This is a genomic window from Microbacterium sp. NPDC090225 (assembly GCF_044772365.1).
Taxonomy (GTDB): domain Bacteria; phylum Actinomycetota; class Actinomycetes; order Actinomycetales; family Microbacteriaceae; genus Microbacterium.
This window is the reverse complement of sequence record NZ_JBIVYS010000002.1, coordinates 336,205-362,393: the sequence shown is the minus strand read 5'-3', so window position 1 is coordinate 362,393 and position 26,189 is coordinate 336,205. Positions and strand designations below refer to the sequence as shown.

The following is a 26,189-nucleotide window of genomic DNA, read 5'->3' as shown; positions in this document are numbered from 1 at the left end:
GCCCGCGGTGTCGCAGGCACCCTCTACGCTGGGGACATGACTGGTCTTCGATGGGGAATCCTCGCGACGGGCGGCATCGCCGGCTCGTTCGCTTCCGACCTGCGCGCCGCGGGTCTCGACCTGGTGGCCGTGGGGTCGCGTTCGCAGGAATCGGCGGATGCCTTCGCCGCCCGCTTCGACATCCCGCACGCCCACCCCTCCTACGAGGCGCTGGTCGCCGATCCCGACGTCGACATCATCTACGTCTCGACCCCGCACCCGATGCACCACGCGAACGCGCGCCTGGCGCTCGAGGCCGGCAAGCACGTGCTCGTCGAGAAGGCCTTCACGCTGAACCAGGCCGAGGCCGCCGACCTGCAGGCCCTCGCCACCGAGCGGGGTCTACTCGCGACCGAGGCGATGTGGACCCGCTATCTGCCGCACATGATCCGCGCGCGTGAGATCGTCGCCGAAGGCACGCTCGGCGAAGTGCGCTCGGTCACCGCCGACCACACGCAGCTGCTGCCCTCCGACCCCGAGCACCGCTTGAACGCGCTCGAGCTCGGCGGGGGCGCCCTCCTCGACCTGGCGATCTACCCGATCTCCTTCGTCTGGGACATCCTGGGCGCCCCGACCACGACGCACGCCGTCGCCCGTCTGATCGAGACCGGTGCCGACACCGAGGTCGCGACCGTGATGACCCATGAGGGCGGCGCCGTCTCGACGACCCTGTCGTCGTCGCGCACGGCCGGCCCGAACCGCGCGACGATCCTCGGCACGAAGGCCCGCATCGAGATCGATCGCTTCTTCTGGTCGCCGTCGGTGCTGCGCGTGATCGACCCCGAGGGCACGGTGCTTGAGGAGTTCGACGGGCGTCTCGACCCCGAGGCCGGCGGCCGCGGCATGCAGTTCGAGGCTCTCGCCGCCGAGCGCCTCGTGCGCGAGGGCAACCTCGCCGGCGACATCCTGCCGCTCGCCGAGTCCGTCGCGATCATGGGCGCACTCGACGAGATCCGCCGTCAGATCGGCGTCCGCTACCCCGGCGAGTCGAACGACGAGCAGGCCTGAGCATGGCCGAGACGACGGACGTCCGCGTCGCGGTCTACCTCGACTTCGACAACATCGTCATCTCCTGGTACGACCGGGTGCACGGTCGCAACGCCTACGGCAAGGACCGTCAGCGCATCAGCGAGAACCCGAACGATCCCGAGGTCGCCGAGCGCCTGAGCCTCGCGATGATCGAGGTCGGCGCGATCATCGACTACGCCGCCTCCTTCGGCACCCTCGTGCTCACCCGCGCCTACGCGGACTGGTCGTCGCCCGTGAACGCGGTCTACCGCTCGCAGCTCGTCGCCCGCGCGGTCGACCTGGTGCAGCTGTTCCCGGCCGCCGCCTACGCGAAGAACGGGGCAGACATCCGTCTCGCGGTCGATGCGGTCGAAGACATGTTCCGCCTGCCCGATCTCACGCACGTGGTGATCGTCGCGGGCGACAGCGACTACGTCCCGCTCGCCCAGCGCTGCAAGCGTCTCGGTCGGTACGTGATCGGCGTCGGTGTCGCAGGTTCCACGGCGAAGTCCCTGGCCGCGGCCTGCGACGAGTTCGAGGCCTACGACTCGCTCCCCGGCGTGCACCGTCCCGTGAAGGCCGCTCCGGTGGCCGAGGCCGTCGCCGCTCCCGCCGAGGCGGCCGGATCCGAGGCCGAAGCCGAGACCGCAGCCGAAGCCCCGACCGACACGGTCAAGAAGAGCACGCGTTCGCGTCGGGCCAAGTCGACACCGGCCGCACCGCCACCCGAGCCCGTGATCGACCCGCAGAACGAGGCGACGCAGCTGCTCGAGCGCGCGCTGCGCCTGGGGCACGACAAGGCGGATGCCGACGAGTGGCTGCACAGCTCGGCCGTCAAGACGCACATGCGCCGCATGGATCCGTCGTTCAGCGAGAAGGGACTCGGCTACCGGTCGTTCTCGGACTTCCTGAAGTCCCGCGACGACATCGCCGAGCTCGAAGAGACCGGTCACGAGCGCCTGGTCAGACTGCGCGACTGACCTCGTCACCGCTTCCGTTGCCGCTCCCGTCGTGACGCCCGAGGGCGCGCCACGAGAGGGCGGCCACGACGACCGTGACCGCGCCGACGACGGCGCAGGCGAGGCGCGGGTCGGTGAACTGTGCGAGCGCGCCCACGAGCACGCCGGTCACGACCGTCGACCCCGGCAGCGCCATGGCCCAGATGCCCATCACACGGCCGCGGATCGGCGTCGGGGTCGACAGCATGACGAGCGCGTTGGCGCGCGCGATGAACCACATCACGATCGCCCCGACCACGGCGAGACCGATGAACAGCAGCGGCAGCGTGGGCGCCGCGGCCGACAGCAGCACCGCCAGGCCCATCAGCGCCGCCAGCATCCGCACCTCGCCGCCGCGCGGCGTCGTGGGTCCGGTGGCCGAGAGGAATGCGCCGGGCAGCGCGCCCAGGCCGAAAGCGACGGCCAGCAGCCCGTAGGTGCCGCCGTCGGCGCGGAAGACGTTCGCGACCATCAACGGGATCACGACCGCGATGTTGTACCCGGCCGCCGCGCACACGGCCAGTAGGAGCGTCTGCCGCACCGCCGGAGAGTGCGCCACGAACCGCCAGGCACCCGTCGACGGAGGGGCGGGCGCGGCCGAGTCCTCGACCACCGGCGCCGATGTGGACCGAGGCCGCACCCGCAGCGTCAGCAGCACGATGATCGACGGCACGAACACCACGGCGTTCACGACGAAGCACCAGGCGGCATCCGCGAAGACGAGCAGCACCCCCGCCACCGCGGGGCCCAGCACTCGGGCGCCGTTGATGATGACCTCGTTCATGCTCACCGCGCTCGTGACCCGTTCTCGTCCGACGAGGTCGAGCACCAGCAGCTGACGGGCCGGATTGTCGGCGGCGAACGCGAGGCCGTGCGCGAGCGAGAGCGCCATCAGCATCCAGATCTCGAGCGCACCGCCGAAGGCGAGCGCGGCCAGCACGGCGGCCACCGCCATCTGCGCGACGGCCGTCACCAGCAGCACCGAGCGCCGCGAGTGGCGATCCACGAGCACTCCGATGAACGGGCCGAGGGCGAGCGTCGGCACCATCATGCACGCCGTCACGGCGCCGAGCGCGAGCCCGTCACCGCCGAGCTCGACGACGAGCCACGCGATCGCGATCTGCGATGCCGCCCCTCCCGCCGCCGACAGCAGCTGCGCGATGCTCCACCGGCGGTAGTCGCGCACGCGCAGTGCGGAGAAGGAGCGGGTCAGGGCTTCGCGCGTGAACCGATCGCGCCAGGAGCTCATGCCCGCGCGTTCATGCCGAGAAGCTGATGTTCGTGTACCGGTCGAACGCCGCCCGACTGCGGGCGACCGATTCCAGTTCGTCGAGGGTACTGTGGTCCTGCTCCAGCAGCAGGAAGCGGAATGACGGCAGGGCATCCAGCGCGTCGATGATGCCCTGGATCGGAAGGATGCCGGTGCCGATCTCGGTGAAGGCTGCCTCGTTCTTCACCTCTTCGAACAGATTCATGTCGATCACGGCATCCCTCTCCACGACACCGTCGAAGAGGTTCAGCGGCTCGTCGAGCCCCGCCGGGAAGTCCTTCTGGTGCGAGAAGATCACCCGGTCTCCGTACCGACGTATCCACTCGAGCGGATCCTGCCCCGCCCGGTACATCCAGTAGGTGTCCATCTCGATCTTCACGAGCTCGGGGTCGGTGTTCTCGAGCACCGTCTCGTAGACAGTCGTGCCCGCGAACTCCTGGAACTCCTGGAAGTGGTTGTGGTACGCGAAGACCATCCCCCGCTCGGCGCACATCTCCCCCACGCGGGTGAACACGTCGGCGCGGCGCTTGACGTAGTCGACGTCGCCGTAGGGGTAGAACTCGATGTCGCAGGCGATGGCCGGGTTTCCGATACTCGCGTGGAAGTCGAGCACCGGCCCGAGGATCTCGGGGTCGAGGGGGTTGATGTGGGAGCCGACGAGCTGGAGGCCGTTGCGATCGAGTGCGGTGCGCAGACGCTCGGCCGTGATGCCGAAACCGATGCCCGGATCGGTGAGCGCTTCGTGGTTGGCTCCCTCGATGCGCGTGAACCCGAGCTCGGCGAGCCGCGCGAGGGTGCCCTCGGGGTCGCGGCGAAGAGCGTCCCGCACCGAGTAGAGCTGGATGCCGATCCGAACCGTCACCGTCCTCGCCCGCTCACTGCTTGCTGAACGCGGCGTCGAACGAGGCCGTGGGCTTCGGCCACAGCAGCGATCGCACGTACTCGACGGCTTGCGCTGCGCCGTGCAGGCGATCCATGCCGGCATCCTCCCACTCGATCGAGATCGGACCCGCGTACCCGATCGCGTCGAGCGCGCGGAAGGAGTCCTCCCAGGGCACGTCGCCGTGCCCTGTCGAGACGAAGTCCCAGCCGCGGCGCGGGTCGCCCCAGGGCAGGTGCGAGCCGAGCACGCCCGCGCGGCCGTTGTGCGGGCGCAGCCGGGTGTCCTTGCAGTCCACGTGGTAGATGCGGTCGGCGAAGTCGACGATGAAACCCACCGGATCGATGTTCTGCCACATCATGTGCGAGGGGTCCCAGTTGAAACCGAAGGCCGCCCGGTGGTCGATCGCCTCGAGCGCCCGCACCGACGACCAGTAGTCGTACGCGATCTCACTCGGATGCACCTCGTGCGCGAACCGCACGCCCTCGGCGTCGAACACGTCGAGGATCGGGTTCCAGCGGGCGGCGAAGTCCTCGAAGCCACCGTCGATCACCGACTCGGGCACCGGCGGGAACATCGCGACGTACGGCCAGATCGACGAGCCGGTGAACCCGACCACGGTGTCGACCCCGAGCTTGCGCGCCACGCGCGCGGCGCGCTTCATGTCGTCGGCGGCACGCTGACGCACGCCCTCGGCCTCGCCGTCGCCCCACACGTAGTCGCGGAGGATCGCCTGGTGGCGGAAGTCGATCGGCGCATCGCACACCGCTTGACCGGCGAGATGGTTCGAGATCGCGAAGACCTGCAGGCCGTGACGGTCGAGGATCTCGAGGCGGGAGGCAGCGTAGGCGTCGTCCTCGTCGGCGCGCTGCAGGTCGAGGTGGTCTCCGGATGCCGCGATCTCCAGTCCGTCGTAGCCCCACGAGGCGGCGAGCCGGGCCACCTCCTCGAACGGCAGATCGGCCCACTGGCCGGTGAACAGGGTGACGGGATGCGTGCTCATCGATGTGCCTCCGTTGGCGCTACGGGGTAGTTCTCGGCGATCCACGCCCAGCTCGTCTTCGCGCTCTCGAACGGCTCCATGCTGGGCTTGTCGACCTCGATCAGAACCGTACCGCCGAAATCGTCCGGCAGCTCGGCCAGCGCCTCGCGGATCGGCACGTCGCCGAGTCCGGGCTCGAGGAAGAAGCGCTCGGCCATGACGTCGAAGTAGGGCGTCTTCTTCTCGCGCGCGGTCTTCGCGAGCACGAGGTCCATGTCCTTCACGTGCAGGTCCGAGATGCGGTCGGCATGCGCGGCGACCCAGGCGACGACATCCGTGCCGGTCCAGGCGAGGTGCCCGATGTCGGGCCCGGCGGCCAGCAACGACGGCGAGATCGCGCCGAGTACGTGGTCGTACTCGGCCTCGGTCTCGATCCACGTGCCGACGTGGTTGTGCAGCGCGGGCGTCACGCCCTCGGCCGTCAGCACCTCCGCCGCCTCGCCGATGACGTTCACGACCCGATCGAGTCGCGCGGCGTCGAAGGCATGGCCGGATGCCGCGGCCTCGTCGATGCGCGGACGCCCCGGGGCCATGTCGGCCGCGAGGAACACGCGGTCGAGCCCCAGGTACAGCGACTCCTCGGCACGCCGACGGATGCCGTCGAACCAGCGGAAGTGCGCCTCGTCGTCACCCGTGTGATCGCGCCCGAACTCCTCGGGGAGTCCGATGTGCACGTAGCCCGGCGTGACCTTCAGCCCCGAGTCCGCGACGACGCGGGCGTACGCCTGCAGGGTCTGGGTCGGCAGCACCTCGAGCATGACCGACGAGAACCCGGCGTCGCGCACCTGACCGAGCACGATCGGCTGGCGGGCGAGGAAGCTCGGGCGGTCGAACTCCCATCCGACGCTGCCGGGGTCGCCCGTCGAGTCGCCGAGCGAGACGGTGATCCACTGGAGGGTGTTGAGCGAGAAGTGGTCCCTGGTGAGTGTCATCGTGTCACTCCGTGATCTCTGCGACCCAGCGGGCCGTGTGGTGGGCGCTGGCCACCGGGTCCATGCTGGCGCGATCGACCTCGATGATCACCCAGCCGTCCCAGCCCTCGGGCAGCTGCGCGAGCGTGCCTCGGAGGTCGACCTGCCCGAGCCCGGGCTCGAGGTAGAGCCCGAGGTCGGTCGCCCGCTCGTAGCTCAGCCCCTCCTCGCGGCTTCGCCGAGCGAGTTCGAGGTCGAGATCCTTCAGGTGCAGATCCTGCACGCGGTCCGCCCAGCGCGCGATGGTGTCCTTCGCGCTGATACCGGCCCACTCCAGGTGACCGATGTCGAAGGCCGCGCCGAGGCGCTGCGCGTCGATCGCGTTCAGCACGTGCTCGTACTCGTGCTGCGTCTCGATCCAGGTGCCGACGTGGTTGTGCAGGCCGGGCTTCACGCCCTCGGCGTTCAGCACGTCGACGGCCTCGTCGATCAGATCGGTGAGCTCATCGAGGCGATCCTGCGAGAAGTCGGCGCCGATGGCCGGCTTCTGCCAGCGGATCGCCGTCTGGTCGACCTCGGCGGCGAGGAAGATCGTGCCGATCCCGAAGTAGTTCGACTCCTCGGCCTTGCGTCGCACGGCATCGAACCAGTGGATGCGCTCGAAGGTGCCGCGCTCGAGCCTTCCGCCGTGATCGCTCGCCAGCGGAACCTGCACGTACCCCGGGGCGAGGGTCAGACCCGACTCCCGCACCATCGCCGCGTAGTTCTGCAGGGTCTGCGTGTCGAGCACCTCCATCATCGTGGCCCCGAACCCGGCCTGTCGGATCTCGCGGAGCACATCGGGGTACTCGGCGACGAACGCGGGGTCGGCGAAGCGCCACAGACTCGCGCTCTCGAGGTCTTCCGGGTCCTCCTTCACGTTGATCCACTGGATCGCGTTGAGGGCGAACTTCAGGTCCTTCACGGCCATGGGAGGGGTCCTTTCGAGGGGGTCGCTGCAGGGGTCACGACGCGGCGGTCACTTCAGACCGGTGGCGGCGACGCCCTGGATGAAGTACTTCTGCAGGAAGAGGAACAGGATGAGGATCGGCAGCAGCACGACCATCGCACCGGCCAGCAGCAGGCCGAACGAGATGGTGTTGGAGGCCTGCGACGCGACGGAGAGTCCGACGGGCGCGGTGTAGGTGTCCTGCGACTGGGCGACGACGAGCGGCCAGAGGAAGTTGTTCCACGAGGTGAGGAACGACAGGATCGCGACGGTCGCGAGGCCGGGCCCCGTGAGCGGCAGGAAGACCCGGAAGAAGATCCGGCCCTCCCCCGCGCCGTCCAGACGCGCGGCCTCCATGAGCTCGAACGGCACGCCGTGCGCGAACTGGCGCATGATGAAGACGCACAACGGCAGCACGAGCACCGGCAGGATGATCGCGATGAGTGAGTTCACCAGGCCCATCTGCACGACGATCACGAACTGCGGCACGAAGAGGGCCACGTACGGCACGATCATCGAGGCGATCACGAGCGGGAACACGAGCCCGCGTCCGCGGAACCGCAGCTTCGCGAGCGCATATCCGGCCATCGCGCTGAAGAGCACGTTGCCGACGATCGCGACGCTCGAGACCACGATGCTGTTGAGCATGTAGGTGCCGAAGCCGCGGTCGGCGAACAGCTGGATGTAGTTCTGGATCTGGAAGGACTCCGGGAACCACGCCCCCGGGTTGCCGAGGAACTCGGCCTGCGTCTTGAACGATCCGAAGAACACCCAGACGAAGGGCAGGAGCATGAAGACGGTGATGACGGTGAGCGCCGTGTAGTTCAGCGCCTGACGCGTCGGAGACAGAGTTTTCAATGTTTCGGCCTCAGGATTCTGAACTGGACGATCGCGACGATTCCGACGAGCACGAGCAGCAGCACCGAACCCGCCATCGAGGCGGAGACGTTGCCGAACCCGAACTGCTCGTACACCCAGACGGCGATCGACTTGGTGGATCCGAGCGGGCCGCCCTTGGTGAGCAGGTACGGCTCTTCGAAGATGTTGAGGAAGGAGACCGTCTGCAGCACCGTGACGAGCAGGGTCGTCGGGCGCAGCAGCGGCAGCGTGATCGACCAGAGCCGGCGCCAGGCGCCCGCCCCGTCGGTGGCCGCGGCCTCGTAGATCTCCTCCGGCACGGCCTGCAGGCCGGCGAGGAAGAGGATCATGCAGGTCCCGGTCGTGCGCCACACGCCCATCATCACGACGGTGGTGACGGCCCAGCCCGGCTCGCCGAGCCAGTTGGGTGCTCCGAGTCCCAGATCCGCGAGGGTCGTGTTCACCGGCCCCGTGATCGAGAATGCGTACTGCCAGATGACGGCGGCTGCGACGATGTTGGTGATCACCGGCACGTAGGCCGCGGCCCGGAAGAAGTTGCGCAGGCGACGGATGCCGTTGTTGAGCATGAGCGCCAGGGCGAGACCGAGGGCCATGCTGATCGGCACGCAGATCACCACGAACATCACGGTGTTGAGGAACGCGCTCTGGAATCCGGGGTTGTTGATGATGTCGATGAAGCCCTGGAATCCGGTGAAGTTCACGTTGAACGGATCGCGGATGTCGCGGGCGCTGATGTCGGTCAGGCTCGCCCCGATGGCGAGGACGGCGGGGATGCCGGTGAAGAGCAGGAAGATCGCGAGGAACGGGGCGAGGAACAGCCACGCGGTGGTGGCTTCGGCCCGCGATCCCTCGTGCACCTTCCTGATCCGTCGAGGACCGGTCCCCCGGGGGCGTCGCGAGGACGCCCCCGAGGTGACCATGGTGCGGGTCGCAGTGGTGGACATGATCGGGGTCAGTTGCCCGTTCCGATGGCCTCGGCCTGCGCCTGGGCCTCGTCGAGAGCGTCCTGCGCCGACATCCCGCCGCGGACGACCTTCTCCATCTGCTCCCCGATCACGGTGCCGACCTGGCTCCAGGTCGAGACCTTCGGCAGGGTGACACCGGTCTCGAGGCCGGCCTCGACCGTCTGGAGCAGACGGTCGTCGGCGAGCGTCGGGTCCTCCCACGCCGACTTCACTGCGGGCATGTTCTTGAAGATCTCGAACCACTTCACCTGGCTCTCGGGCTCCGACATGAAGCGGGCGAACTTCCACGCCGCGTCCTTGTTCTCGGAGTCCGAGGGGACGAACCAGCTGCCGCCGCCGACCGTGGTGGCGGCGTCCCCGTCGGGGCCGACCGGCATCGTGGAGAGCGAGAGGTGCTCGTCCGCCCAGCCCTCGCCGTTCGCGTCGTCGAACCAACCGACGAACCAGGGGCCGCCGTCGATGATCGCGGCGTTCTTGCCCGTGGTCGACCACGAGACGGTGTCGAGGAACGCGGGGCCGTCGGGCGAGGCCAGACCGTCTGCCATCAGGCCCGCCCAGTACTCGAGCGCCTCGACGTTCTCGGGCGAGTTGATGGTCCACGTCGACAGGTCATCGGAGATGAACCCGCCGCCGTTCTGCTTCGCGAAGGTCAGCAGCTGACGGGCGGTGTACGAGTCGTAGGCCGCGTAGAGCGCGAGCGGCCACTCGACACCGGAGGCCTTGAGATCCTCACCGAAGGTGCGCAGGCTGTCCCAGTCGGTGGGGGCCTCGGCACCCGCCGCCTCGGCCAGGTCGGTGCGGTAGATGACCATGTCGGCGTAGGCGTACCACGGCACACCGTAGGCCACGTCGTCGTAGACCGAGTTGTCCCAGATGACCTCGAAGAAGTCGTCGGGGTCGACGAGACCGTCGGGCACGGCGTCGAATCCTCCGGTCGAGATCAGCGACGACTGCGTCTCGGTGAACGCGTAGATCAGGTCGGGAACGGTGCCCGCGGTGATCGCCGCGGTCATCTTCGATGCGAACTCGGCCTCCGGGATCTGCGTCATGTTGATCTCGACGTCGGGGTTGTCCTTCTTGAACTCCTCGAACATCTGGGGCAGCTCGGCGCCATCGGCACCCTGCGTCCAGATCTCGAGGGTTCCGGTGGCCGGCTCGTCGTCGACCTTCGTGGATGCGCCGGCGTCGCCGCCGCTGTCGCCGCTGCGGCCGCAGCCGGTGAGCAGCAGGGCGCCGGACGTGACCAGCGCGATTCCGAGCATCGTCGCCCGTCGTCGCGAAGTGGTGTGGAAGTGCATCGCGATCATCTCCTTGGTGGGTAGGGGTACTGCAGGGTCAGAGGGAAGCGGCGACCGCGCGGGCGATGCGCACCGAGAGCGTGGCTCCGGTGAGCGTCGAGTTGCACGTCAGCGCGGTCGGGATCACGCCGTTGCCGGCGAGATACAGGTTGTCGAAACCCCAGACACGACCATCCGTGTCCACGACGCTCGTGCCGTCGTCATCGGGGCCCATCCGGACGGTGCCGGTGTAGTGCAGGGAAGCCCCGGGGGGCTGCACCTCGCGGTCCTCGGTCGGGAAGTCCCCGATCACAGCCGCTGCCGTCCGCTGCACCTCCTGGGTTCGGCGGATCTCCTCGAGGTCGGCGTCGGAGTACGAGAAGTGAACGGTCATGTGCGGCATGCCGAGGGCATCCGTCAGCTCGTCGGAGAACTCGATGCGGTTCTCGGCGCGGATCTCGGTGGCGCAGTACCATCCGACGCTGAGCTTGTGGCGCCCCTCGAACTCGCGCTCCATGAGCTGGCCGTGCGCGGGGCGGGCGGCACCGATCGACGGGCTCCAGAACGAGCCGATGAACGGCTCCCCCGCGGGCGGCTGGATGATGTCGGCATCCGTCAGTCCGAAGCGCGAGGCGTCGATGTCGACCTCGCCGTCGATCGTCGCGTGCTCGTTGAGGTAGGCGCCGAGGGCGGTGGGACGGATGCCGGAGGCCCAGAGCAGCTGCGGGGTGCGCAGCGCGTCGCCCGCGATCAGCACCTGCGTTCCGTGCGCGGTCGATTCCTCGCCGGTGACGAGGTCGCGGTAGGAGAGTCCGGTGACGCGCGATCCGTCGTGCTCGATCCGGTGCACCAGCACGCCGCTGCGGAGCGTGACGTTCGGCTCGCTGCCGTCGAAGACGAACGGCGCGATGTCCCGGGGGCCGGTGCGGGCGAAGGGCTCACCGACGCGCGGCACGCCGCCCATGGGCATGTACCCGAACTCGCGGGAGGGATCGGGGCTCGGCACGGCCTCGCGGAGGGCCGCGAACAGTGGCTGCTCGAACGGGTTCGGCACGCCCGCGACGAGGGGCCCCACGTAGGTGCGCAGCAGGCCGCGCGCCGTCTCGAGGTCGGCATCCCATTCCGCACGCGGAAGGAAGCCGGGGATCTCCTCGGCGTAGGGCCAGGGGGTCGCCGCGGTCCAGTGCACGCCCATCCCGCCGATGTTCCAGGCGACGGATGCCCCGGGGAAGGCCGCGAAATTGTGCCCGAAGAACGCGGCGGGGAACACGCCCGAGGACTCGGGATCCCATCCGTCGCCGTCGATCGCGCTCATCGAGACCGCGTCCTTGACGTACTCGATCTGGCGCGCGCGACGCATCAGGTCGTCGTACGAGGCGTTCATCGCGCTCTCGTCGGCCTCGACGAGGTGCTCCCCCGGCACCGAGGTGATCTCACGGCCGGCCTCGAGCACCAGGATCGTCGCCTCGGGCATCTGCTGGTGCACCTGCTGCGCGATGATCGCACCGTTCGGACCGGTGCCGACGATCACGAGGTCGAAGTTGTCAGTCATCTGTGTTCCTTCTGTTCTGCGTTGAATCAGGAGAGGTGGGGCGCCGGGGATCAGAGTGCGGGGGTGTCGACCCAGCGCTGCTCGTCGGCGGCGATCAGGACGGCCTCGGTGAGCTGAGCGGCGCGCACACCGTCGTCGAAAGTGGGCAGGCCGTCGGGCGCCTCACCACGGATGGCCGCGTAGGCGTCGGCGACGAAACCGTTGAAGGCGTCCTGGTAGCCCTGCGCGTGGCCGGCCGGCACGGTCGAGAACCGGGCGACCCCGGGGTGCGCGGTCTGCGGGTCACGGAAGAGGTGACGGCTGCCATCCCGCTCGCCGATCCACAGCTCCTCCGGGCGTTCCTGGTCGAAGCGGATGCTGGCCTGCGCACCGTGGAGTTCGAGGGTGAGCGAGTTCTTCCGGCCGGCGGCCATCTGCGAGATCAGCAGGGTGCCGATCGCGCCCGACTCCATCTCGACGAGGATCGATACGGCGTCCTCGTTGGTGACGGCACGCCCGCCACGCTCGGCGTAGACGCGACGGGTGCGGGCGGTGAGGCGCACGATCCGCTCCCCCGCGACGAACTCGAGCAGATCGCACAGGTGCGAGCCGATGTCGGCGAAAGCGCGCGAGGGTCCGCCGTCGGCGGAGGTGACGCGCCAGTCGTCGTCACCGGGCAGGAGCATCCAGTCCTGCAGGTACCCGCAGTCCACGGTGAGGAGATCGCCGATCTCACCGGCGGCGACGCGGGCGCGGGCCTCGCGCACCATCGGGTGATACCGGTAGACGAAGGGAACCGCGGCGACCACGCCGCGCTCGGCGGCCGCGGCCGCGAGTGCACGGGCGTCGTCGACGTGCGTGGCGAGCGGCTTCTCGCAGATCACGTGCACGCCGGCCTCGATCACCGCGAGGGCGAAGGCGGCGTGGGTGGCGTTGGGGGTGCACACGTGCACCACGTCCACGTCCTGGGTGAGGAGTTCGGCGAGATCATCGGCGGCGCGTTCGATCCCGAGGTCCTGGGCGGCGGTGACGGCTCGCTCCCGCGAGGAGCTCGCGAGCACTGCGGTGGCGGCACCGGCGGCGCGTGCTGCGCGGCTGTGCACCTGGGCCATGAATCCTCCGCCGAGGAATCCGGATCGGATCGTCCCGACGCCGGTAGCTGTGACGTCCGTTGTCATGTCGATGATTCTGACACGAGTCTCCCTACTTTTGCTAGATCTTCGTCAAAAGATTTTTCTCGATCGTCAGATCTCGTTCTACTAAGGGGCGGAAGTCCTGTGATTTACTGACCCCTATGAGTGATGCGGAACGCAACCTCCCGAACGCCTCCACGGGCGCGGGCGACATCTTCCAGCTCCTGCTGGACGGTCAGGCGCGCACCAAGGCCGACCTCGTGCACCTCACCGGCCTCGCCCGTTCCACCGTGTCGGCGCGCGTCGATGCTCTCCTCTCCGCCGGGCTGCTCGTCGCCGCGGGCGAGGCCGCGTCCACCGGTGGGCGACCCCCGTCGCGCGTCGCCTTCAACCCGCGCGCGGGCCTCGTGCTGGCCGTCGACCTCGGCGCCTCCCACGCCACGATCGCCATCGCCGACCTCGGCGGCAGGATCCTCGGTTCCACCACGCATCCGCTCGACATCGCCGGCGGGCCCGAGCCGGTGCTGGATCGGATGCTCGTCGAAGCCGAGTCCCTCCTTTCCGACCTCGAGACGCCGACGAGCGCGCTCGTCGGCGTCGGGATCGGCGTGCCCGGCCCGGTCGAGCACTCCACCGGTCGCCCCTACAACCCGCCGATCATGCCGGGCTGGGACCGCTTCGACATCCCCGGCTACGTGCAGCGCACCTTCGACGTGCCGGTGCTCGTCGACAACGACGTGAACGTCCTCGCCCTCGGCGAGCAGACCACCAGCTTCCCCGACACCACCGATCTCATCTTCGTCAAGGTCGCCACCGGCATCGGTGCCGGCATCATCGCGGGCGGCCAGCTGCAGCGCGGCGCACAGGGCTCGGCCGGCGACATGGGGCACGTGCGCGTGCCGCACTCCGCCGAGTCGACGCACGCCGCCGACGAGGAGCGCGACCTCGAGGACCTCGCCAGCGGCAGCGCGATCGCCGCGTCGCTGCGCGCGCAGGGCATCGACGCCGAGACCAGCCGCGACGTGACCGAACTGGTGCGGGCGGGCAATACCGCGGCGATCGAGGCACTGCGCCAGGCCGGGCGCGACGTCGGCGAGGTGCTCGCCACGGTCGTGAACCTGCTGAACCCCTCGATCGTCGTCCTCGGCGGCAGCATCGCCCGAGCCGGCGAGCACCTGCTGGCCGGCGTCCGCGAAGTCGTCTACCGCCGCTCGATTCCCCTCGCCACACAGCACCTCGCCATCGTGCAGTCCCCGACCGGGGAGCGCGCCGCAGTGCTGGGAGCCGCGATCATGGTCGCCCGCGAGGTGCTCTCCCCCGCGAATGTCGACGCGCGTGTCGCGGCGTCGTCCCGATAGTGTGGCCGGGTGACAGCGCCGGAATCCGCCTCCGCATCGCCCTATGAGCGCGCGCTCGGCGCCCGCTCCTCCGAGCTCCACCCGAAGACCGCCTGGTACTTCCGCACGATCCCGGACGGCCACGTCGGCATCGGCACCGGGGTCTTCACCCGCGCCGGGTCCCACCATCGCTGGCTCTGGCCCGTCTTCCGGATCGCGGAAGCCCTGGGCGTCGCCTTCGCCGGATGGGAGCGCGACGTGCCGTTCCGCATCGAGAACCGCACGATCCGCGGCACCGCCGTCGCGGTGCGGTACTTCGACCTCCCCGGCCGCACGTGGATCATGCCCGACACGGTGGCGCTCGGCGCGAACCGGATCCTGCGCAACGAGATCGGCCCGCACCGCACGGTCGTCACCACCTTCGACATCGACGTGCAGGACGGAGCGGTCGTGCTCACCATCCGCCGAGTCGGGATGCGGTTCGGGCGACTGCGGATCGCCGCGCCGCGCTTCCTGCGCCCGCGCATCGGCCTCGTCGAGCGCTGGGACGAGGGCCGGCAGCAGCACCACGTGAACATGACGATCGACGTTCCGCTCCTCGGGCGGGTCTACGAGTACACCGGCCAATTCGACTACACGATCGAGAGCGATACCCCGTGACGGATTCCGTGCCCGTCCCCGCGGGCCCCGTCGTGATCGGCGGCTCCACGGGATTCATGGGCCGGCACCTCATCCCGCGCCTGCGATCCGCCGGGCGCGAGGTCATCACGATCTCGCGATCGGGCGCCGACATCGCCTGGGGCGACCAGCGTGCGATCGACCGCGCCGTCGACGGCGCGTCACTCGTGATCGGTCTGGCAGGCAAGAGCGTGAACTGCCGCTACACGCCCGAGAACCGGGCGGAGATCTTCCGATCCCGTCTCGAGACCACGGCGTCACTGAGCTCGGCGATCTCCCGCGCCGCGAACCCGCCGCCCCTGTGGGTCAACTCCTCGACCGCGACGATCTACCGCCATGCCGAGGACCGCCCGATGACCGAGTCGTCGGGGGATATCGGCGCCGGATTCTCCGTCGAGGTCGCCAAGGCCTGGGAGCGCGCTCTGTTCGCCGACGATCTGCCGCGCACCCGACGGGTCGCGCTGCGCAGCGCCATCGTGCTCGGGCACGGCGGTGTACTCGGTCCCCTCGAACGCCTGGCGAGACTCGGGCTGGGCGGCGCGCAGCACGACGGACGCTGGCCGGTCAGCCGGGCCCGCCGCGCCGCCGGCACCGGCCACTTCCCGGGAGCGCTCCACGGCACGCAGAGGTTCAGTTGGGTGCACGTCGACGACGTGGCCCTCATCATCGACTTCCTCGAGGTCACCCCCTCGATCGAGGGCCCGGTGAACGCCGCCGCCCCGAACCCGTCCGACAACGCCGGGTTCATGGCCACCGTGCGCCGGGTGCTCGGCGTCGGCTTCGGACCGCCCCTGCCACGATGGATGCTCGAACTCGGCGCGATCGGCATCCGCACCGAGACCGAGCTGGTCCTGAAGAGCCGCTGGGTCATCCCCGAGAAGCTGACGGCCGCGGGTTTCGCCTTCGCCTATCCGGAGCTCGAAGGCGCGGTCCGCGAATCCTTCTCGCGCACGTCGCGCAGCGCCGGCTCCAGCTCGGGGAAGGCGAAGGCGTAACCCGCGTCGTCGAGCACTCCGGGAGCGATCCACCGGCTGTTGAGCACAAGATCGGGTTCGGCGCGCAGCACCCACATCGCCGGTTCCAGCATGAACCGCCACGCGGGAAGACCGATCGGCATGCCGACGACGCGGCGCAGCGCCCGCATCAGTCCGCGGTTCTCCACGACGCCCGGCGCCGACATGTTCACCGGACCCGAGATGCGCGCGTCGTCGCGGATGAACCGCACCGCTCCCACGAGGTCGTCGATGTGTATCCAGCTGAACCGCTGATGCCCGCGGGATCGTCGCCCGAGCGGATGCCGCGGCTCGGTCGCGTGCGGGCCGATGCCGCGATAGCGCCGGTGCGGGAACCACCAGCCGTCGAACTGCGGCCCGCCGACCCCGAAACGAGCGAGGCGGAAGAGCAGAGCCGGCGCGGGACCGTCGCCGACCACGAAAGTGATCCGCAGCGCGACACGCCTCGTCGCCGGCAACTCGCTCCGGAACAGTTCCGCTTCCCAGGCGAGGGTCACGTCCGGCAGGAAGCCGGTGTCGCGCTCGGTGTCGGCCTCGGTCTGCGCCCGGTCGAGCGCGTAGCGGTAGACCGCCGCGCTGGACGCGTTCATCCAGACGGCGGGCGGATGCTCGGCTCCCGCGATGGCGTCGTGAAGCGCTCGGGTCGTGTCGATGCGCGACTGGAGGATCTCCTCGCGATTGCGATCGGTGAACCGCGCATTGATGCTCTTGCCCGCGAGGCCGACGACCAGGTCCGCGCCGTCGACGACGCGCCGGATCGACGCGGGGTCGTCCCAGCGGGCGTCCGGGCCGTGGCGGCCGATCACGCTCACCGCGTACCCGTCGGCCTCAAGCGCCCGCGTCAGCGCCGTGCCGACGAATCCACTCCCGCCGCCGATGACGGCCCGTTTTGCCATGTCAGAGGCCTTCCCCGTGTTCACCGGATTCGTGCTTGCGCTTCTCGATCTCCTCGCGCAGGCGCCATTCCTCGATCTCGCGGTCGAGGTCGGCGATCTGCTGCTCGGTCGTCCGGGTGTCGCGGGGTGGTGCCGGGGGTGCCGTGGTGCCCGCCGACGGGGCCGTGCGAGGAGCCCGCCGCAGACGCGGGATCGCGATCCCGGCGTCGCCGTACTCGCGACCGAGGCCGAACCAGAGCAGTGCTCCGAGAAGCGGCAGCAGGATCACCACGATGAGCCAGACGAAGCGAGGCAGGAACCGCACTTGCGAATCCTCGCGTCGCACGATGTCGATCACCGCGCCGATCGTCAGCGCGATGGTGATGATCGTGAACAGGAACGACATGAACTCAGAGTAGATCAGGGAAGCAGGTGCCCGGCAGCCCGGAACAGCTCGTACCATTCCTCGCGGGTGAGTTCGACGTCGGCCCCGGCCGCGGCATCCGTCACCCGCTCGGGCGTCGTGGTGCCGAGCACGACCTGCATCCGCGCCGGATGACGGACGATCCACGCCGTCGCGATCGCGATCGGCGTCACGCCGTGGGCCGCAGCGAGACGGTCGATGACCGCGTTCAGCTCGGCGTACTGCGGGTTGCCGAGGAAGACGCCGGTGAAGAAGCCGCCTTGGAACGGCGACCACGCCTGGATCGTGATGCCGTTGATGCGGCAGTACTCGACGATCCCGCCGCCGTCGCGCACGATGCTCTGCTCCTCGGCCGCCATGTTCATCGCGATCGGCTGGGCGATGATCGGGGCGTGCGTGATCGACAGCTGCAACTGGTTCGCGACGAAGGGCTGGCGCACCGCGGTGCGCAGCAGGTCGATCTGGCGCGGCGTGTGGTTCGACACCCCGAATGCGCGCACCTTGCCCGAGGCTTCGAGCTCGTCGAACGCGCGCGCGACCTCCTCGGGTTCGACCAGCGCGTCCGGGCGGTGCAGCAGCAGCACGTCGATGCGGTCGGTGCGCAGCGAACGCAGAGATCCCTCGACCTGCGCGATGATGTGCTCGTACGAGAAGTCGAACATCCCCTTGTCGGGCACGATGCCGCACTTTGTCTGCAGCACGATCTCGTCGCGCTCGGCGGCGGTGAGGCGCAGCGCGGCGGCGAACCGGGACTCGCAGTGGTGCATGCGTCCGCCGTAGATGTCGGCATGATCGAAGAAGTCGATCCCGGCGGCGCGTGCCGTGTCGTAGAGGGCCCGGATGTGGGCGTCGTCCTTGTCGTCGATGCGCATCATCCCGGCGACGACGGCGGGTGCGGTGGTGGTTCCGAAAGGCACGGTCTTCATGGCGCCACGATATCGCGGCGGCGGGCACCCGCGTCAGTGGTCAGCGGCCCGAGCGCAGGTCGGGGAGGAGGGATGCCGGTGAACGATCCAGTGCCTCGGCGATGCGTGCGAGGTCGACGACGCTGATGTCGGCCTGCGCGTCGAGCTTGCGACGTAGGGTGGAGTAGGCGATGCCGGAGTGCTCCGCGAGCCATCTCTTCGAACGCTGACTCTCACGCAGGGCGGAGACGATCGCGGATGCCACCAATTGTCGATCATCTGCCGTCACACGTAGACAGTATCCTCCCGATTGGCGACACGCAACACGGCGCGTGTCCAATATGACGGCATACTGCATCCATCGCGGTGCTATCGTGACTCGTGTGAAGACATCAGCGGAGCTGTTCAACGCGGCCGTCGGCCGTCAGCTGCGGGCCGAGATCGCCGCCGCAGGAAGCAGCATCGCCGCCATGGCGCGCGATGCGGGAGTCGCGAGAAGCGCGCTCGACAACTACGTCACCGGCAAACGCGCCATCCCCGTGCCGGTCGTCTACACGGTCTGCGCGATCATCAACGTCGCCCCTCACCTCGTGCTCGCCCGCGCGGAGGAGCGCCTGAGCGCCGACATCGCGAGCGCTCCGGCGACGATCACTCCCCTGCATCGCCGCCCCGATGTCGCACCCCTCGGCCAGAATGTCCCTGAAGTCGCCTTCGACTCCCCCCTCCCGCACGATCGCGACACCGACGACCTCTACTCGTAGGAACGACATGGACCCGCAGCTCCTCCGCCTCGCCGAGGAGCGCGGGCTGCGCATCGTCGAACGCCCCGGGGCCACGCGCGGCGGCTTCGACCCCGCGCACAGCATCATCCGCGTCGCACCCGGCATGAGCGCCCGCACCACCCGCAGCGTCCTCGCGCACGAACTCGGGCACGCGACACTCCGCCACACGCCGACGACGCATGCGCATCTGCGGGCGCGCCAGGAGCGTCAGGCGGATGCCTGGGCCGCACGCCTCCTCATCTCCCCACAGGCGTACGCCGCCGCCGAGCATCTCCGCGGGGCGCATCCGGCGAGTCTCGCGTTCGAACTCGACGTCACCGTCGAACTGGTCGCCGCCTACCAGGCGCTCCTGGGCCGCACGGCGTGAACGACGGTACCGCGCTGGTTGAATGGCCGCATGGCTTTCCTCATTCCTCCCGCGCCCGTCACGCTCAGCGGCCGGCTCGTCGAGCTGCGCCCGCTCGAGACGTCGTACCGCGACGCCCTCATCGAAGCCGTCGAAGAGAAGGATCTCTGGAAGACGGCCTGGTACACCTCGGTGCCGGCACCCGACGGGGTCGCCGCCGAGATCGATCGCCGGATCGCTCTGCGCGAGAAGGGCGAGATGATCCCGTTCGTGACCGTCGACGCGAGCGGTCGCGTGCTCGGCCTCACGTCGTACTACGACCTCGCCGCCGACGTGCCGCGCCTGCACATCGGGTACACCTGGAACCGCCCGTCCGCCCACGGCACCGGCACGAACGCCGAGTCGAAGCTGCTGCTCCTGCGCCACGCGTTCGAGACGCTCGGCGTGTTCCGCGTCGGGCTCACGACCCAGTGGGTCAACTTCCAGTCCCGTGCGGCGATCGAACGCCTGGGCGCCAAGCAGGACGGCGTGATGCGCGCGATGTCGCGCTACCGCAACGGCGCACTCCGCGACAGCGTCGAATACTCGATCATCGAGCCGGAGTGGCCGGCCGTGCGCGCGAACCTCGAGATGCGGTTGTCGCGCCGGCCGTGAGGACTTCTGCCGCTGAACGCGGTCAGTCGGTGGACGGACCCGACCAGTTCTTGCTGCGGCGCGTGGCGGAACCGCGCTCGCGCATCATGAAGGCGAGCGACAGCATCGTGATCAGGAGACCCGCGACGAAGATGATCGCCTGGTAGTCCTCGGCGGTCTGCGCGAAGGCCATGAGGTAGATCCCTCCGAGGAAGAGGATCAGGAAGAAGATGAAGCTGAGGATCACGGGATCTCCTGTCGTAGCGGCCGCCCCTCCAGCCTACCGCGCGTAGCGCAGGGCACCGATCCGCGGAAGCCCCTTCGCATGCGCGGCATCCGCTGATCTACTCGTCATCATGGACACCTCGCTCACCGCCCTCGCCATCACCTGCACGCTCAAGCCCTCCCCCGCCGAGTCGAGCTCCGATCTCCTCGCCACCCAGATCCTCGACGCGCTCGCCGACCACGGCGTCACCGGCGATCTGGTGCGTGCCGTCGATCTCGCGGTGAAGCCGGGCGTCGAGACCGACATGGGTGACGGAGACGAGTGGCCGGCCCTCCGCGAGAAGGTGCTCGCCGCCGACATCCTCGTGCTCGTGACCCCGACCTGGATGGGGCAGCACTCGAGCATCGCGCAGCGGGTGCTCGAACGTCTGGATGCCGAACTCGCCGAGACGGATGCCGCGGGACGGCCGATCCTGTTCGACAAGGTCGCGATCGCCGGCATCGTGGGCAACGAGGACGGTGCGCACCACATCGCGGCGATCCTCTTCCAGTCGCTCAACGACGTCGGCTACACGGTCCCCGCGCAGGCATCGGTCTACTGGAACGGCGAGGCCATGCAGGGCGTCGACTACAAGGACCTCGATGAGACGCCCGAGAAGGTCGTGGAGACGATCACGACCGCGTCGCGGAACGCCGCGCATCTCGCGCGGGTGCTGAAGACGAGCGCGTACCCGGTCGGCTGAACGTGACGACCTCGTCGCGACGCGATCGATCGACCGCGAGACCGGCGAGTTCCAGTCGTCGGAACACGCGCTTCGGCAGGTCCGGCAGCCCGCGCTCCACCCCGCGCGGAGGCTTGACGAGCCCGAGGAGGAGCGACAGGTCGACGTCGTCGGCGCGCACCTCGATGCGCGCGTAGTCGCTGCGCGGTCTCCAGAGCAGGTGGTCGACATCGCGATAGCGGATGCGATGGGGCACCGAGCCGACGGTGACGCGCAGCTCGTCGTTCCCGAAGGCGATGACGGACGGCAACGATCGACGCCGTGCGACCGAGGTGAACGCGAAGTAGACCGGCAACCCGACGAGCAGGCCCAGCGCGATGATCACGATGCGCGGGCCCAGCCGCATCGCGAGGTCGTCGAACACGACCATCAGCGCGAACGCCACGAGTCCGGCCGGCACGATCATCCCGATCATCGCGAGGGTGAGCGCGCGCATGCGCATCTCGACCGCGTCGACGTGCAGCTCCGAGCCGTCCCCGCTCTCCGCCCGTTCCCAGGTGCGGGGAACGGGAGCCGGACGCTTCGCGGCATCGCGACGACTCACTGCCGAGGTCACGCGCGAGAGCAGGCCGAGCCAGATCCATCCGGCCGCCGGGATCGCGGCCATCTGCAGTACCACCACGACCCCGCGCACCGGCTCATGGAGCGTCGCGAGCCAGGGCCCGGCGAACTCGACCACGACGATCATCAGCGCGGCCAGCACGATGGCGACTCCGACGTGAAGGGGGACGCCCGTGCGGGGCGGCATCCGGAGTGTGAGGCCGACGAAGGCGAAGCCGAAGCACCACCCGCCGACCAGCATGAGGAGGAAGGGGAAGAAGCTCAGGTCGTCGCCGGCCAGGGTCGCGGCGAGGGCGGCGGCGAGGAGGACGACTCCCCAGAAGAGCGGACGGCGCAGCACGGGACAAGCTTAGGATCAAGCCCGCCCCGTGCTGCGCCAGGTGTCGGCTGCGGATCAGCTGCGGCGTGCGCGTCGCGCAGCCATCGTCGCCGCTCCGGCGAGCAGCAGCATCAGTCCGAACCCCGCGGCGTACCAGGGCAGATCGCCGCCGGTGATGGCCAGGCCGGCGCCTGCCTGGCCGGCCGCGTTCCCTCCGACGGCGGCAGCAGCCGGCACGGTGACGGTCACGGCCGCGGATGCCGATCCGGTGAGGAGGTTCTCATCGGGGTCCACCGCGGAACCCGCGGCACCGTTGGTCAGCGTGCCGACGTCGGCGGCGCGCACCTCGTACGACACGGTGCAGGTGAGCACATCGCCGGGGGCGAGCGTCACGGGTGCGGTCGTGTCGCACTCGAGGTCACCCAGCGGAGCCGATCCCGAGAAGTCGGTGTCCGTCAGCGTGACATCGGAGAGGGTCACGGCGCCGGCGTTCGTCGCGGTGAGCGTGTAGAGAACGTCGTCGCCGACCGCGGCGGTCGATACCGATGCCGTCTTGGTCACGGCGAGGGCGGATTCACCCTCGACCGCGACGAGCGCGGTGGACGCCGCGGATGCCGACGACACCGTGGTGTCGGCGATCAGCGCCGTCGCGACGGCCTCGTTGCTCACACCACCGGCGTCGACATCGGCCTGCGTGATCTCGTAGGGCGCCTGGCACGTGGTGCTTTCGCCCACCGCCAGAGCTGTGACGGGGCAGACGATCTCGCCGAGCTCGCCCGAACCCGAGAACGCCGTCTCGTCGATCGCGAGGCCGTCGACCGGGAGGTCGCCCTCGTTCGTGACCGCGAAGTCGTAGACGACCGTGTCCCCGACGCCCGCGGTGGTCGGAGTCACAGACTTCACCAGGCCGAGCGATGCCGCCTTCGCGGTGTTCGTGACCGTGCAGTCGATGGCGTCACCGGCGACCAGGGTGAGCTGCTGGCTCGTGTCGGCGCCATCCGGCAGCACCGTGGTGCTGGCCGCGTTCGCGTTCGTGCACGCCCAGTCGGCGTCGTAGTAGTCCACCGGGCTCGGCGACCCCGCCGCCGACGCTTCGGAGAGGGTGAGCGGGCCGCTCGGGATCACCGGGACGGCGTCGGTCGACGCCGAATCGGAGGCGCCCGTCGACGCGGTCGCCAGGAGCGGACCCTCGCTCGAAGCGACGCTCAGGTCGAAGGAGTCGGCGGGATCGACGCGGCCGACCACCTGCTTGTCGACCGAGACGCTCGCGGTGCGGATGCCGAAGCCGAGACCCTCGCGCTCCCCACGGGAGTACATGTAGAGAGTGCCGGAGATCGATGTCGCCGACGGCGCGGCGAGGATCGACCCGTATGCCGAGGATGATCCCGCAGCACCCGGGTAGCACCAGACGTTCGCTGTGCCGTTGCCGTTCAACGGCATTGTGCATCCGCCCCCGGTCGTGATCGTCGGATAGCTGTCGATCAGGGTGAGAGGAGTGTTGGAGGACCAGTTGATGAACTCGCCGAGGAAGCCGGTCGCGGCATCCGTCGTCTCCGGTGCCGCCGTGACGAGGTCGTAGCCCGTCACCGGAGTACCGTTCAGCGACACCTGGAAATTGGTGATGTTGATCTGAACGCCGCCATTGGGCTGGCCGGCCGATGAATAGAGGAACGGGCTTCCCGGGATGCCGTTGTAGTAGCCGGGTACTCCGACGACGAAGGGAGGAGTTGTTGCGGGTGCCGCCGTCACCGCTCGCGATGTCCACCCGGGCACCGGGCGCTCGGTGACCGTGTACGACACGTCGTAGGCGCCGAGCGACATCTCGAACTGCTGGCCTTCTGCCGTCAGGCCGACAGCCGAGTCGTAACCGGCGAAATCGAGCCAACAGATCGAGTCGGGGAACTTCCCGCCCCCGTCCGGGTTGGCATACCCGCAACTGGACTCGATCGGAGCGGCGGATGCCGGGGCCGCCGCGACTCCCGTGAACAACATGGCCAACAGTGCTGCCGCGCCGGCGAAGGCCGACATTTTCTTGACGCTCACTGGCGCTCTCCCCTGGGTGAAGGTGGGCAGCGTCCCATCAACGCTCCTCTTCAAGAGACGCCGGGACTGCCCGTTCATTACGCGCATCTGTCGGATACCGATGCGCGCACCACCGGCACATCGCGTTCTTTAGAATCCCCCGCGATATTTCGGTCAGCTCACCCTATTGGACAGGAAGTGTCGAATGAGAGAAGTGCGCCACACGTCATCCGCAATTTACTTTGAACGTTTATTCAGTCTTGCCGCCCCGGCGCGGTGCGGGTGTATGTTTCGGAAATGGAGCCGTTGCGCGTAGGGCTCGTCGCAGATCCGGCTTCGCCCACGGCCGTGGCTCGTCGGATGACCGACCTCGCGCCGCCGATCACCGCCGAGGCCGTCGGCTGGACGGTCGAACTCGTCAGCGAACCGTTCACCCTCGGATCCGAAGATGTCGACGTCGCCGTGGCTCGGCTCGGCGAGCACGCCGAGCAGAACGGGTGGGATCTCGTCGTCGGTGTCACCGAACTCCCGCTGCGCGCCGACGACGGCCGCTATCTGCTGGCGGCGATCGACGCGCGGCGCCGGTCCGCGGTGCTGTCACTGCCCGCTCTGGGCGGTGTGAGGGTGCACGCGCGAGCACGCCAGGCCGTGCGAGGGCTCATGGATGAGATGGCCGAACCCGCCACGCGCGAGGATCAACGCCTGCCGCTCCCCCGGATCAGCGCCCGCGGGCGCCTGCTCATGGGCATGGTGCTGGCGAACCGCCCGTGGATGCTCGCCGCGGGACTCAAGTCGGCATTGGTCGCGGCCCTGGCGACTGGCGCCGTGGCGACGATCGAACCGACGGTGTGGTCGCTCGCGATCTCCCTGTCGGGCTGGCGCCTGGCGGCGGCGATGGTCGCCTCCATCGCTATCCTCATCGCCTGGATCGTGATCGACGGCGAGCTCTGGGACCGCCCCGAGGACGACTCGCCCGCGTCGCGGGCGAGATCCCGGCTCTACAACACCTCGACGATTCTGACTCTGACCGTGGGGATCGTCATCTGCTATCTGGCCCTGTACGCCGTGAACCTCGCCTGGGCCCTCTTCGTCCTCGATACGGCGGTGATGAGTGACGCCCTCGGTCGCGCCGTCGCGCTTCCCGACCTGTTCGTGCTCACCTGGTTCGTCGCGTCGGCCGCGACGCTCGGCGGGGCACTGGGCACCGGCTTGGAGTCGGACGATTCGATCCGCGCCGCCACCTACTCGAAACGCGAGGAGGAGCGGCGCGCTCGCCTTGCCGGCGAGCGCGCCTGAACCGATCACGAGCGCGCCGGAACCGATCAGGCGAGATGATCGCCGAGCGGACCGCGCCGCTGACAGGACCTCAGAAGTCCCAGTCGTCGTCTTCCGTCGCCTCGGCCTTGCCGATGACGTAGGAGGAACCCGAACCCGAGAAGAAGTCGTGGTTCTCGTCGGCGTTCGGCGACAGGGCCGACAGGATCGCCGGGTTCACGTTCGTGACCGTCGACGGGAACATCGCCTCGTAGCCGAGGTTCATGAGCGCCTTGTTGGCGTTGTAGTGCAGGAACTTCTTGACGTCCTCGGTCAGCCCGACACCGTCGTAGAGATCCTGCGTGTACTGCACCTCGTTGTCGTAGAGCTCGTAGAGGAGCGAGAAGGTGTAGTCCTTCAGCTCGTCGCGGCGCTCCTGGGTCTCGTTCTCGAGACCCTTCTGGAACTTGTAGCCGATGTAGTAGCCGTGCACGGCCTCGTCACGGATGATGAGGCGGATGAGGTCGGCCGTGTTCGTCAGCTTCGCCTTCGACGACCAGTAGATCGGCAGGTAGAAGCCCGAGTAGAACAGGAACGACTCGAGCAGGGTCGAGGCGATCTTGCGCTTGAGCGGGTCGTCGCCCTGGTAGTAGTCCATGATGATCTGAGCCTTCTTCTGAAGGTTCGGATTCTCGGTCGACCACCGGAACGCCTCGTCGATCTCCTTCGTCGACGCGAGCGTCGAGAAGATCGAGGAGTAGCTCTTCGCGTGCACCGACTCCATGAACGCGATGTTGGTGTACACCGCCTCTTCGTGCGGGGTGATCGAGTCGGGGATGAGCGACACGGCGCCCACGGTTCCCTGGATCGTGTCGAGCAGCGTGAGACCCGTGAAGACGCGCATCGTCAGCAGCTGCTCTTCGGGGGTGAGCGTGTTCCACGACTGGATGTCGTTCGACAGCGGCACCTTCTCGGGCAGCCAGAAGTTGTTCACCAGACGGTTCCAGACCTCGAGGTCCTTGTCGTCTTCGATGCGGTTCCAGTTGATCGCCTGCACGCTGTCGACCAGCTTGAGCGGAGGGTGAGGAGTCATGTTCGTCGTTTCTCGATCG

The 26,189-nt window shown here is 68.9% G+C and carries 28 protein-coding genes; 10 read left to right on the top strand and 18 right to left on the bottom strand.

What is annotated here, in order from left to right; all coding sequences use genetic code 11:
* The first annotated feature begins 36 nt into the window (after positions 1 to 36).
* Both ACIQTT_RS15705 and ACIQTT_RS15700 read left to right on the top strand, forming a co-directional pair.
* Positions 37 to 1,047, top strand: a complete 1,011-nt coding sequence (locus ACIQTT_RS15705) for a Gfo/Idh/MocA family protein (RefSeq protein WP_402792114.1) — start codon at positions 37 to 39, stop codon at positions 1,045 to 1,047.
* Positions 1,048 to 1,049: 2 nt separating this feature from the next.
* Entirely contained in the window at positions 1,050 to 2,027 is a 978-nt protein-coding gene (locus ACIQTT_RS15700) for an NYN domain-containing protein (RefSeq protein ID WP_402792111.1), read from the top strand.
* Here the strand turns inward: ACIQTT_RS15700 and ACIQTT_RS15695 are convergent.
* The 10 genes from ACIQTT_RS15695 to ACIQTT_RS15650 form a co-directional block, all read right to left on the bottom strand.
* On the bottom strand, positions 2,011 to 3,294 hold the full coding sequence (locus tag ACIQTT_RS15695) for an MFS transporter (protein ID WP_402792109.1): 1,284 nt from the start codon (positions 3,292 to 3,294) through the stop codon (positions 2,011 to 2,013). The two genes, ACIQTT_RS15700 and ACIQTT_RS15695, sit on opposite strands and share 17 nt — an antisense overlap.
* 10 nt (positions 3,295 to 3,304) lie before the next feature.
* Positions 3,305 to 4,177 carry a sugar phosphate isomerase/epimerase family protein gene (locus ACIQTT_RS15690; protein ID WP_402792107.1) on the bottom strand — a complete coding sequence of 291 codons (873 nt, stop codon included), beginning with the start codon at positions 4,175 to 4,177 and terminating at the stop codon, positions 3,305 to 3,307.
* Positions 4,178 to 4,190: 13 nt separating this feature from the next.
* A complete protein-coding gene (locus ACIQTT_RS15685; RefSeq protein WP_402792105.1) occupies positions 4,191 to 5,198 on the bottom strand; it encodes a sugar phosphate isomerase/epimerase family protein in 1,008 nt (335 codons plus the stop codon).
* Positions 5,195 to 6,169 carry a sugar phosphate isomerase/epimerase family protein gene (locus tag ACIQTT_RS15680; protein WP_402792103.1) on the bottom strand — a complete coding sequence of 325 codons (975 nt, stop codon included), beginning with the start codon at positions 6,167 to 6,169 and terminating at the stop codon, positions 5,195 to 5,197. Before ACIQTT_RS15680 ends, ACIQTT_RS15685 begins: the two co-directional genes overlap by 4 nt.
* 4 nt (positions 6,170 to 6,173) lie before the next feature.
* Positions 6,174 to 7,118, bottom strand: a complete 945-nt coding sequence (locus ACIQTT_RS15675; RefSeq protein WP_402792100.1) for a sugar phosphate isomerase/epimerase family protein — start codon at positions 7,116 to 7,118, stop codon at positions 6,174 to 6,176.
* Between the two features lie 48 nt (positions 7,119 to 7,166).
* On the bottom strand, positions 7,167 to 7,994 hold the full coding sequence (locus ACIQTT_RS15670) for a carbohydrate ABC transporter permease (protein ID WP_247624917.1): 828 nt from the start codon (positions 7,992 to 7,994) through the stop codon (positions 7,167 to 7,169).
* Entirely contained in the window at positions 7,991 to 8,872 is an 882-nt protein-coding gene (locus ACIQTT_RS15665; RefSeq protein WP_402792097.1) for a carbohydrate ABC transporter permease, read from the bottom strand. Before ACIQTT_RS15665 ends, ACIQTT_RS15670 begins: the two co-directional genes overlap by 4 nt.
* Before the next feature lie 95 nt (positions 8,873 to 8,967).
* Complete coding sequence (locus ACIQTT_RS15660; protein WP_402792094.1) at positions 8,968 to 10,278, bottom strand: extracellular solute-binding protein; 1,311 nt, start codon at positions 10,276 to 10,278, stop codon at positions 8,968 to 8,970.
* A gap of 37 nt (positions 10,279 to 10,315) precedes the next feature.
* Complete coding sequence (locus ACIQTT_RS15655) at positions 10,316 to 11,809, bottom strand: GMC oxidoreductase (RefSeq protein ID WP_402792091.1); 1,494 nt, start codon at positions 11,807 to 11,809, stop codon at positions 10,316 to 10,318.
* Between the two features lie 50 nt (positions 11,810 to 11,859).
* Complete coding sequence (locus ACIQTT_RS15650) at positions 11,860 to 12,966, bottom strand: Gfo/Idh/MocA family protein (protein WP_402792088.1); 1,107 nt, start codon at positions 12,964 to 12,966, stop codon at positions 11,860 to 11,862.
* A gap of 116 nt (positions 12,967 to 13,082) precedes the next feature.
* Here ACIQTT_RS15650 and ACIQTT_RS15645 point away from each other — a divergent pair, with 116 nt between their 5' ends.
* The 3 genes from ACIQTT_RS15645 to ACIQTT_RS15635 are packed head-to-tail and all read left to right on the top strand — an operon-like array spanning position 13,083 to position 15,931.
* The gene (locus ACIQTT_RS15645; protein WP_402792085.1) at positions 13,083 to 14,279 is read left to right on the top strand and encodes an ROK family protein; all 1,197 of its coding nucleotides are present in this window, start codon (positions 13,083 to 13,085) and stop codon (positions 14,277 to 14,279) included.
* 9 nt (positions 14,280 to 14,288) lie between these two features.
* Positions 14,289 to 14,918 (top strand): DUF4166 domain-containing protein, encoded by a 630-nt coding sequence (locus ACIQTT_RS15640; protein ID WP_402792082.1) that lies wholly within the window; start codon positions 14,289 to 14,291, stop codon positions 14,916 to 14,918.
* On the top strand, positions 14,915 to 15,931 hold the full coding sequence (locus ACIQTT_RS15635) for an epimerase (protein WP_402792079.1): 1,017 nt from the start codon (positions 14,915 to 14,917) through the stop codon (positions 15,929 to 15,931). Before ACIQTT_RS15640 ends, ACIQTT_RS15635 begins: the two co-directional genes overlap by 4 nt.
* Here ACIQTT_RS15635 and ACIQTT_RS15630 read toward each other — a convergent pair.
* The 4 genes from ACIQTT_RS15630 to ACIQTT_RS15615 are packed head-to-tail and all read right to left on the bottom strand — an operon-like array spanning position 15,844 to position 18,442.
* Positions 15,844 to 16,845, bottom strand: a complete 1,002-nt coding sequence (locus ACIQTT_RS15630) for an epimerase (RefSeq protein WP_402792077.1) — start codon at positions 16,843 to 16,845, stop codon at positions 15,844 to 15,846. The two genes, ACIQTT_RS15635 and ACIQTT_RS15630, sit on opposite strands and share 88 nt — an antisense overlap.
* Position 16,846: 1 nt before the next feature.
* The gene (locus ACIQTT_RS15625; RefSeq protein ID WP_402792074.1) at positions 16,847 to 17,230 is read right to left on the bottom strand and encodes a PLDc N-terminal domain-containing protein; all 384 of its coding nucleotides are present in this window, start codon (positions 17,228 to 17,230) and stop codon (positions 16,847 to 16,849) included.
* A 14-nt stretch (positions 17,231 to 17,244) separates the two neighbouring features.
* Positions 17,245 to 18,174 carry an aldo/keto reductase family oxidoreductase gene (locus ACIQTT_RS15620; RefSeq protein ID WP_402792071.1) on the bottom strand — a complete coding sequence of 310 codons (930 nt, stop codon included), beginning with the start codon at positions 18,172 to 18,174 and terminating at the stop codon, positions 17,245 to 17,247.
* A gap of 40 nt (positions 18,175 to 18,214) precedes the next feature.
* Entirely contained in the window at positions 18,215 to 18,442 is a 228-nt protein-coding gene (locus ACIQTT_RS15615; RefSeq protein WP_247624927.1) for an XRE family transcriptional regulator, read from the bottom strand.
* A 94-nt stretch (positions 18,443 to 18,536) separates the two neighbouring features.
* Between ACIQTT_RS15615 and ACIQTT_RS15610 the strand changes: the two genes are divergently transcribed.
* The 3 genes from ACIQTT_RS15610 to ACIQTT_RS15600 are packed head-to-tail and all read left to right on the top strand — an operon-like array spanning position 18,537 to position 19,935.
* Positions 18,537 to 18,914: an XRE family transcriptional regulator gene (locus tag ACIQTT_RS15610; protein WP_402792068.1), complete on the top strand. Its 378-nt coding sequence runs from the start codon at positions 18,537 to 18,539 to the stop codon at positions 18,912 to 18,914.
* A 7-nt stretch (positions 18,915 to 18,921) separates the two neighbouring features.
* Complete coding sequence (locus ACIQTT_RS15605) at positions 18,922 to 19,302, top strand: ImmA/IrrE family metallo-endopeptidase (RefSeq protein ID WP_402792065.1); 381 nt, start codon at positions 18,922 to 18,924, stop codon at positions 19,300 to 19,302.
* A 30-nt stretch (positions 19,303 to 19,332) separates the two neighbouring features.
* On the top strand, positions 19,333 to 19,935 hold the full coding sequence (locus ACIQTT_RS15600; protein ID WP_402792062.1) for a GNAT family N-acetyltransferase: 603 nt from the start codon (positions 19,333 to 19,335) through the stop codon (positions 19,933 to 19,935).
* A 22-nt stretch (positions 19,936 to 19,957) separates the two neighbouring features.
* Here the strand turns inward: ACIQTT_RS15600 and ACIQTT_RS15595 are convergent, their stop codons facing one another.
* The gene (locus tag ACIQTT_RS15595; RefSeq protein WP_247624931.1) at positions 19,958 to 20,161 is read right to left on the bottom strand and encodes a hypothetical protein; all 204 of its coding nucleotides are present in this window, start codon (positions 20,159 to 20,161) and stop codon (positions 19,958 to 19,960) included.
* 109 nt (positions 20,162 to 20,270) lie between these two features.
* Here ACIQTT_RS15595 and ACIQTT_RS15590 point away from each other — a divergent pair, with 109 nt between their 5' ends.
* Positions 20,271 to 20,882, top strand: a complete 612-nt coding sequence (locus tag ACIQTT_RS15590; protein ID WP_402792059.1) for a flavodoxin family protein — start codon at positions 20,271 to 20,273, stop codon at positions 20,880 to 20,882.
* Here the strand turns inward: ACIQTT_RS15590 and ACIQTT_RS15585 are convergent.
* Together ACIQTT_RS15585 and ACIQTT_RS15580 are read right to left on the bottom strand one after the other, a co-directional pair.
* Positions 20,812 to 21,822 (bottom strand): hypothetical protein, encoded by a 1,011-nt coding sequence (locus tag ACIQTT_RS15585; RefSeq protein WP_402792056.1) that lies wholly within the window; start codon positions 21,820 to 21,822, stop codon positions 20,812 to 20,814. The genes ACIQTT_RS15590 and ACIQTT_RS15585 overlap by 71 nt on opposite strands.
* 54 nt (positions 21,823 to 21,876) lie before the next feature.
* Positions 21,877 to 23,844, bottom strand: coding sequence for a hypothetical protein (locus tag ACIQTT_RS15580; RefSeq protein WP_402792053.1), 1,968 nt, complete (start codon positions 23,842 to 23,844; stop codon positions 21,877 to 21,879).
* Positions 23,845 to 24,183: 339 nt separating this feature from the next.
* Between ACIQTT_RS15580 and ACIQTT_RS15575 the strand changes: the two genes are divergently transcribed.
* Entirely contained in the window at positions 24,184 to 25,119 is a 936-nt protein-coding gene (locus ACIQTT_RS15575) for a hypothetical protein (protein WP_402792051.1), read from the top strand.
* Positions 25,120 to 25,189: 70 nt separating this feature from the next.
* Here ACIQTT_RS15575 and nrdF read toward each other — a convergent pair whose 3' ends face one another.
* Positions 25,190 to 26,170 carry a class 1b ribonucleoside-diphosphate reductase subunit beta gene (gene nrdF / locus ACIQTT_RS15570; RefSeq protein ID WP_247624936.1) on the bottom strand — a complete coding sequence of 327 codons (981 nt, stop codon included), beginning with the start codon at positions 26,168 to 26,170 and terminating at the stop codon, positions 25,190 to 25,192.
* Positions 26,171 to 26,189: the final 19 nt, after the last annotated feature.

Coding starts and splice junctions, on each gene's coding strand:
- ACIQTT_RS15650 (WP_402792088.1), bottom strand. CDS start 12,966: ATGACAACGGACGTCACAGCTACCGGCGTCGGGACGATCCGATCCGGA.
- ACIQTT_RS15655 (WP_402792091.1), bottom strand. CDS start 11,809: ATGACTGACAACTTCGACCTCGTGATCGTCGGCACCGGTCCGAACGGT.
- ACIQTT_RS15705 (WP_402792114.1), top strand. CDS start 37: ATGACTGGTCTTCGATGGGGAATCCTCGCGACGGGCGGCATCGCCGGC.
- ACIQTT_RS15695 (WP_402792109.1), bottom strand. CDS start 3,294: ATGAGCTCCTGGCGCGATCGGTTCACGCGCGAAGCCCTGACCCGCTCC.
- ACIQTT_RS15685 (WP_402792105.1), bottom strand. CDS start 5,198: ATGAGCACGCATCCCGTCACCCTGTTCACCGGCCAGTGGGCCGATCTG.
- ACIQTT_RS15620 (WP_402792071.1), bottom strand. CDS start 18,174: ATGAAGACCGTGCCTTTCGGAACCACCACCGCACCCGCCGTCGTCGCC.
- ACIQTT_RS15575 (WP_402792051.1), top strand. CDS start 24,184: ATGACCGACCTCGCGCCGCCGATCACCGCCGAGGCCGTCGGCTGGACG.
- ACIQTT_RS15645 (WP_402792085.1), top strand. CDS start 13,083: ATGAGTGATGCGGAACGCAACCTCCCGAACGCCTCCACGGGCGCGGGC.
- ACIQTT_RS15680 (WP_402792103.1), bottom strand. CDS start 6,169: ATGACACTCACCAGGGACCACTTCTCGCTCAACACCCTCCAGTGGATC.
- ACIQTT_RS15600 (WP_402792062.1), top strand. CDS start 19,333: ATGGCTTTCCTCATTCCTCCCGCGCCCGTCACGCTCAGCGGCCGGCTC.
- nrdF (WP_247624936.1), bottom strand. CDS start 26,170: ATGACTCCTCACCCTCCGCTCAAGCTGGTCGACAGCGTGCAGGCGATC.
- ACIQTT_RS15590 (WP_402792059.1), top strand. CDS start 20,271: ATGGACACCTCGCTCACCGCCCTCGCCATCACCTGCACGCTCAAGCCC.
- ACIQTT_RS15675 (WP_402792100.1), bottom strand. CDS start 7,118: ATGGCCGTGAAGGACCTGAAGTTCGCCCTCAACGCGATCCAGTGGATC.
- ACIQTT_RS15625 (WP_402792074.1), bottom strand. CDS start 17,230: ATGTCGTTCCTGTTCACGATCATCACCATCGCGCTGACGATCGGCGCG.
- ACIQTT_RS15660 (WP_402792094.1), bottom strand. CDS start 10,278: ATGCACTTCCACACCACTTCGCGACGACGGGCGACGATGCTCGGAATC.
- ACIQTT_RS15630 (WP_402792077.1), bottom strand. CDS start 16,845: ATGGCAAAACGGGCCGTCATCGGCGGCGGGAGTGGATTCGTCGGCACG.
- ACIQTT_RS15605 (WP_402792065.1), top strand. CDS start 18,922: ATGGACCCGCAGCTCCTCCGCCTCGCCGAGGAGCGCGGGCTGCGCATC.
- ACIQTT_RS15700 (WP_402792111.1), top strand. CDS start 1,050: ATGGCCGAGACGACGGACGTCCGCGTCGCGGTCTACCTCGACTTCGAC.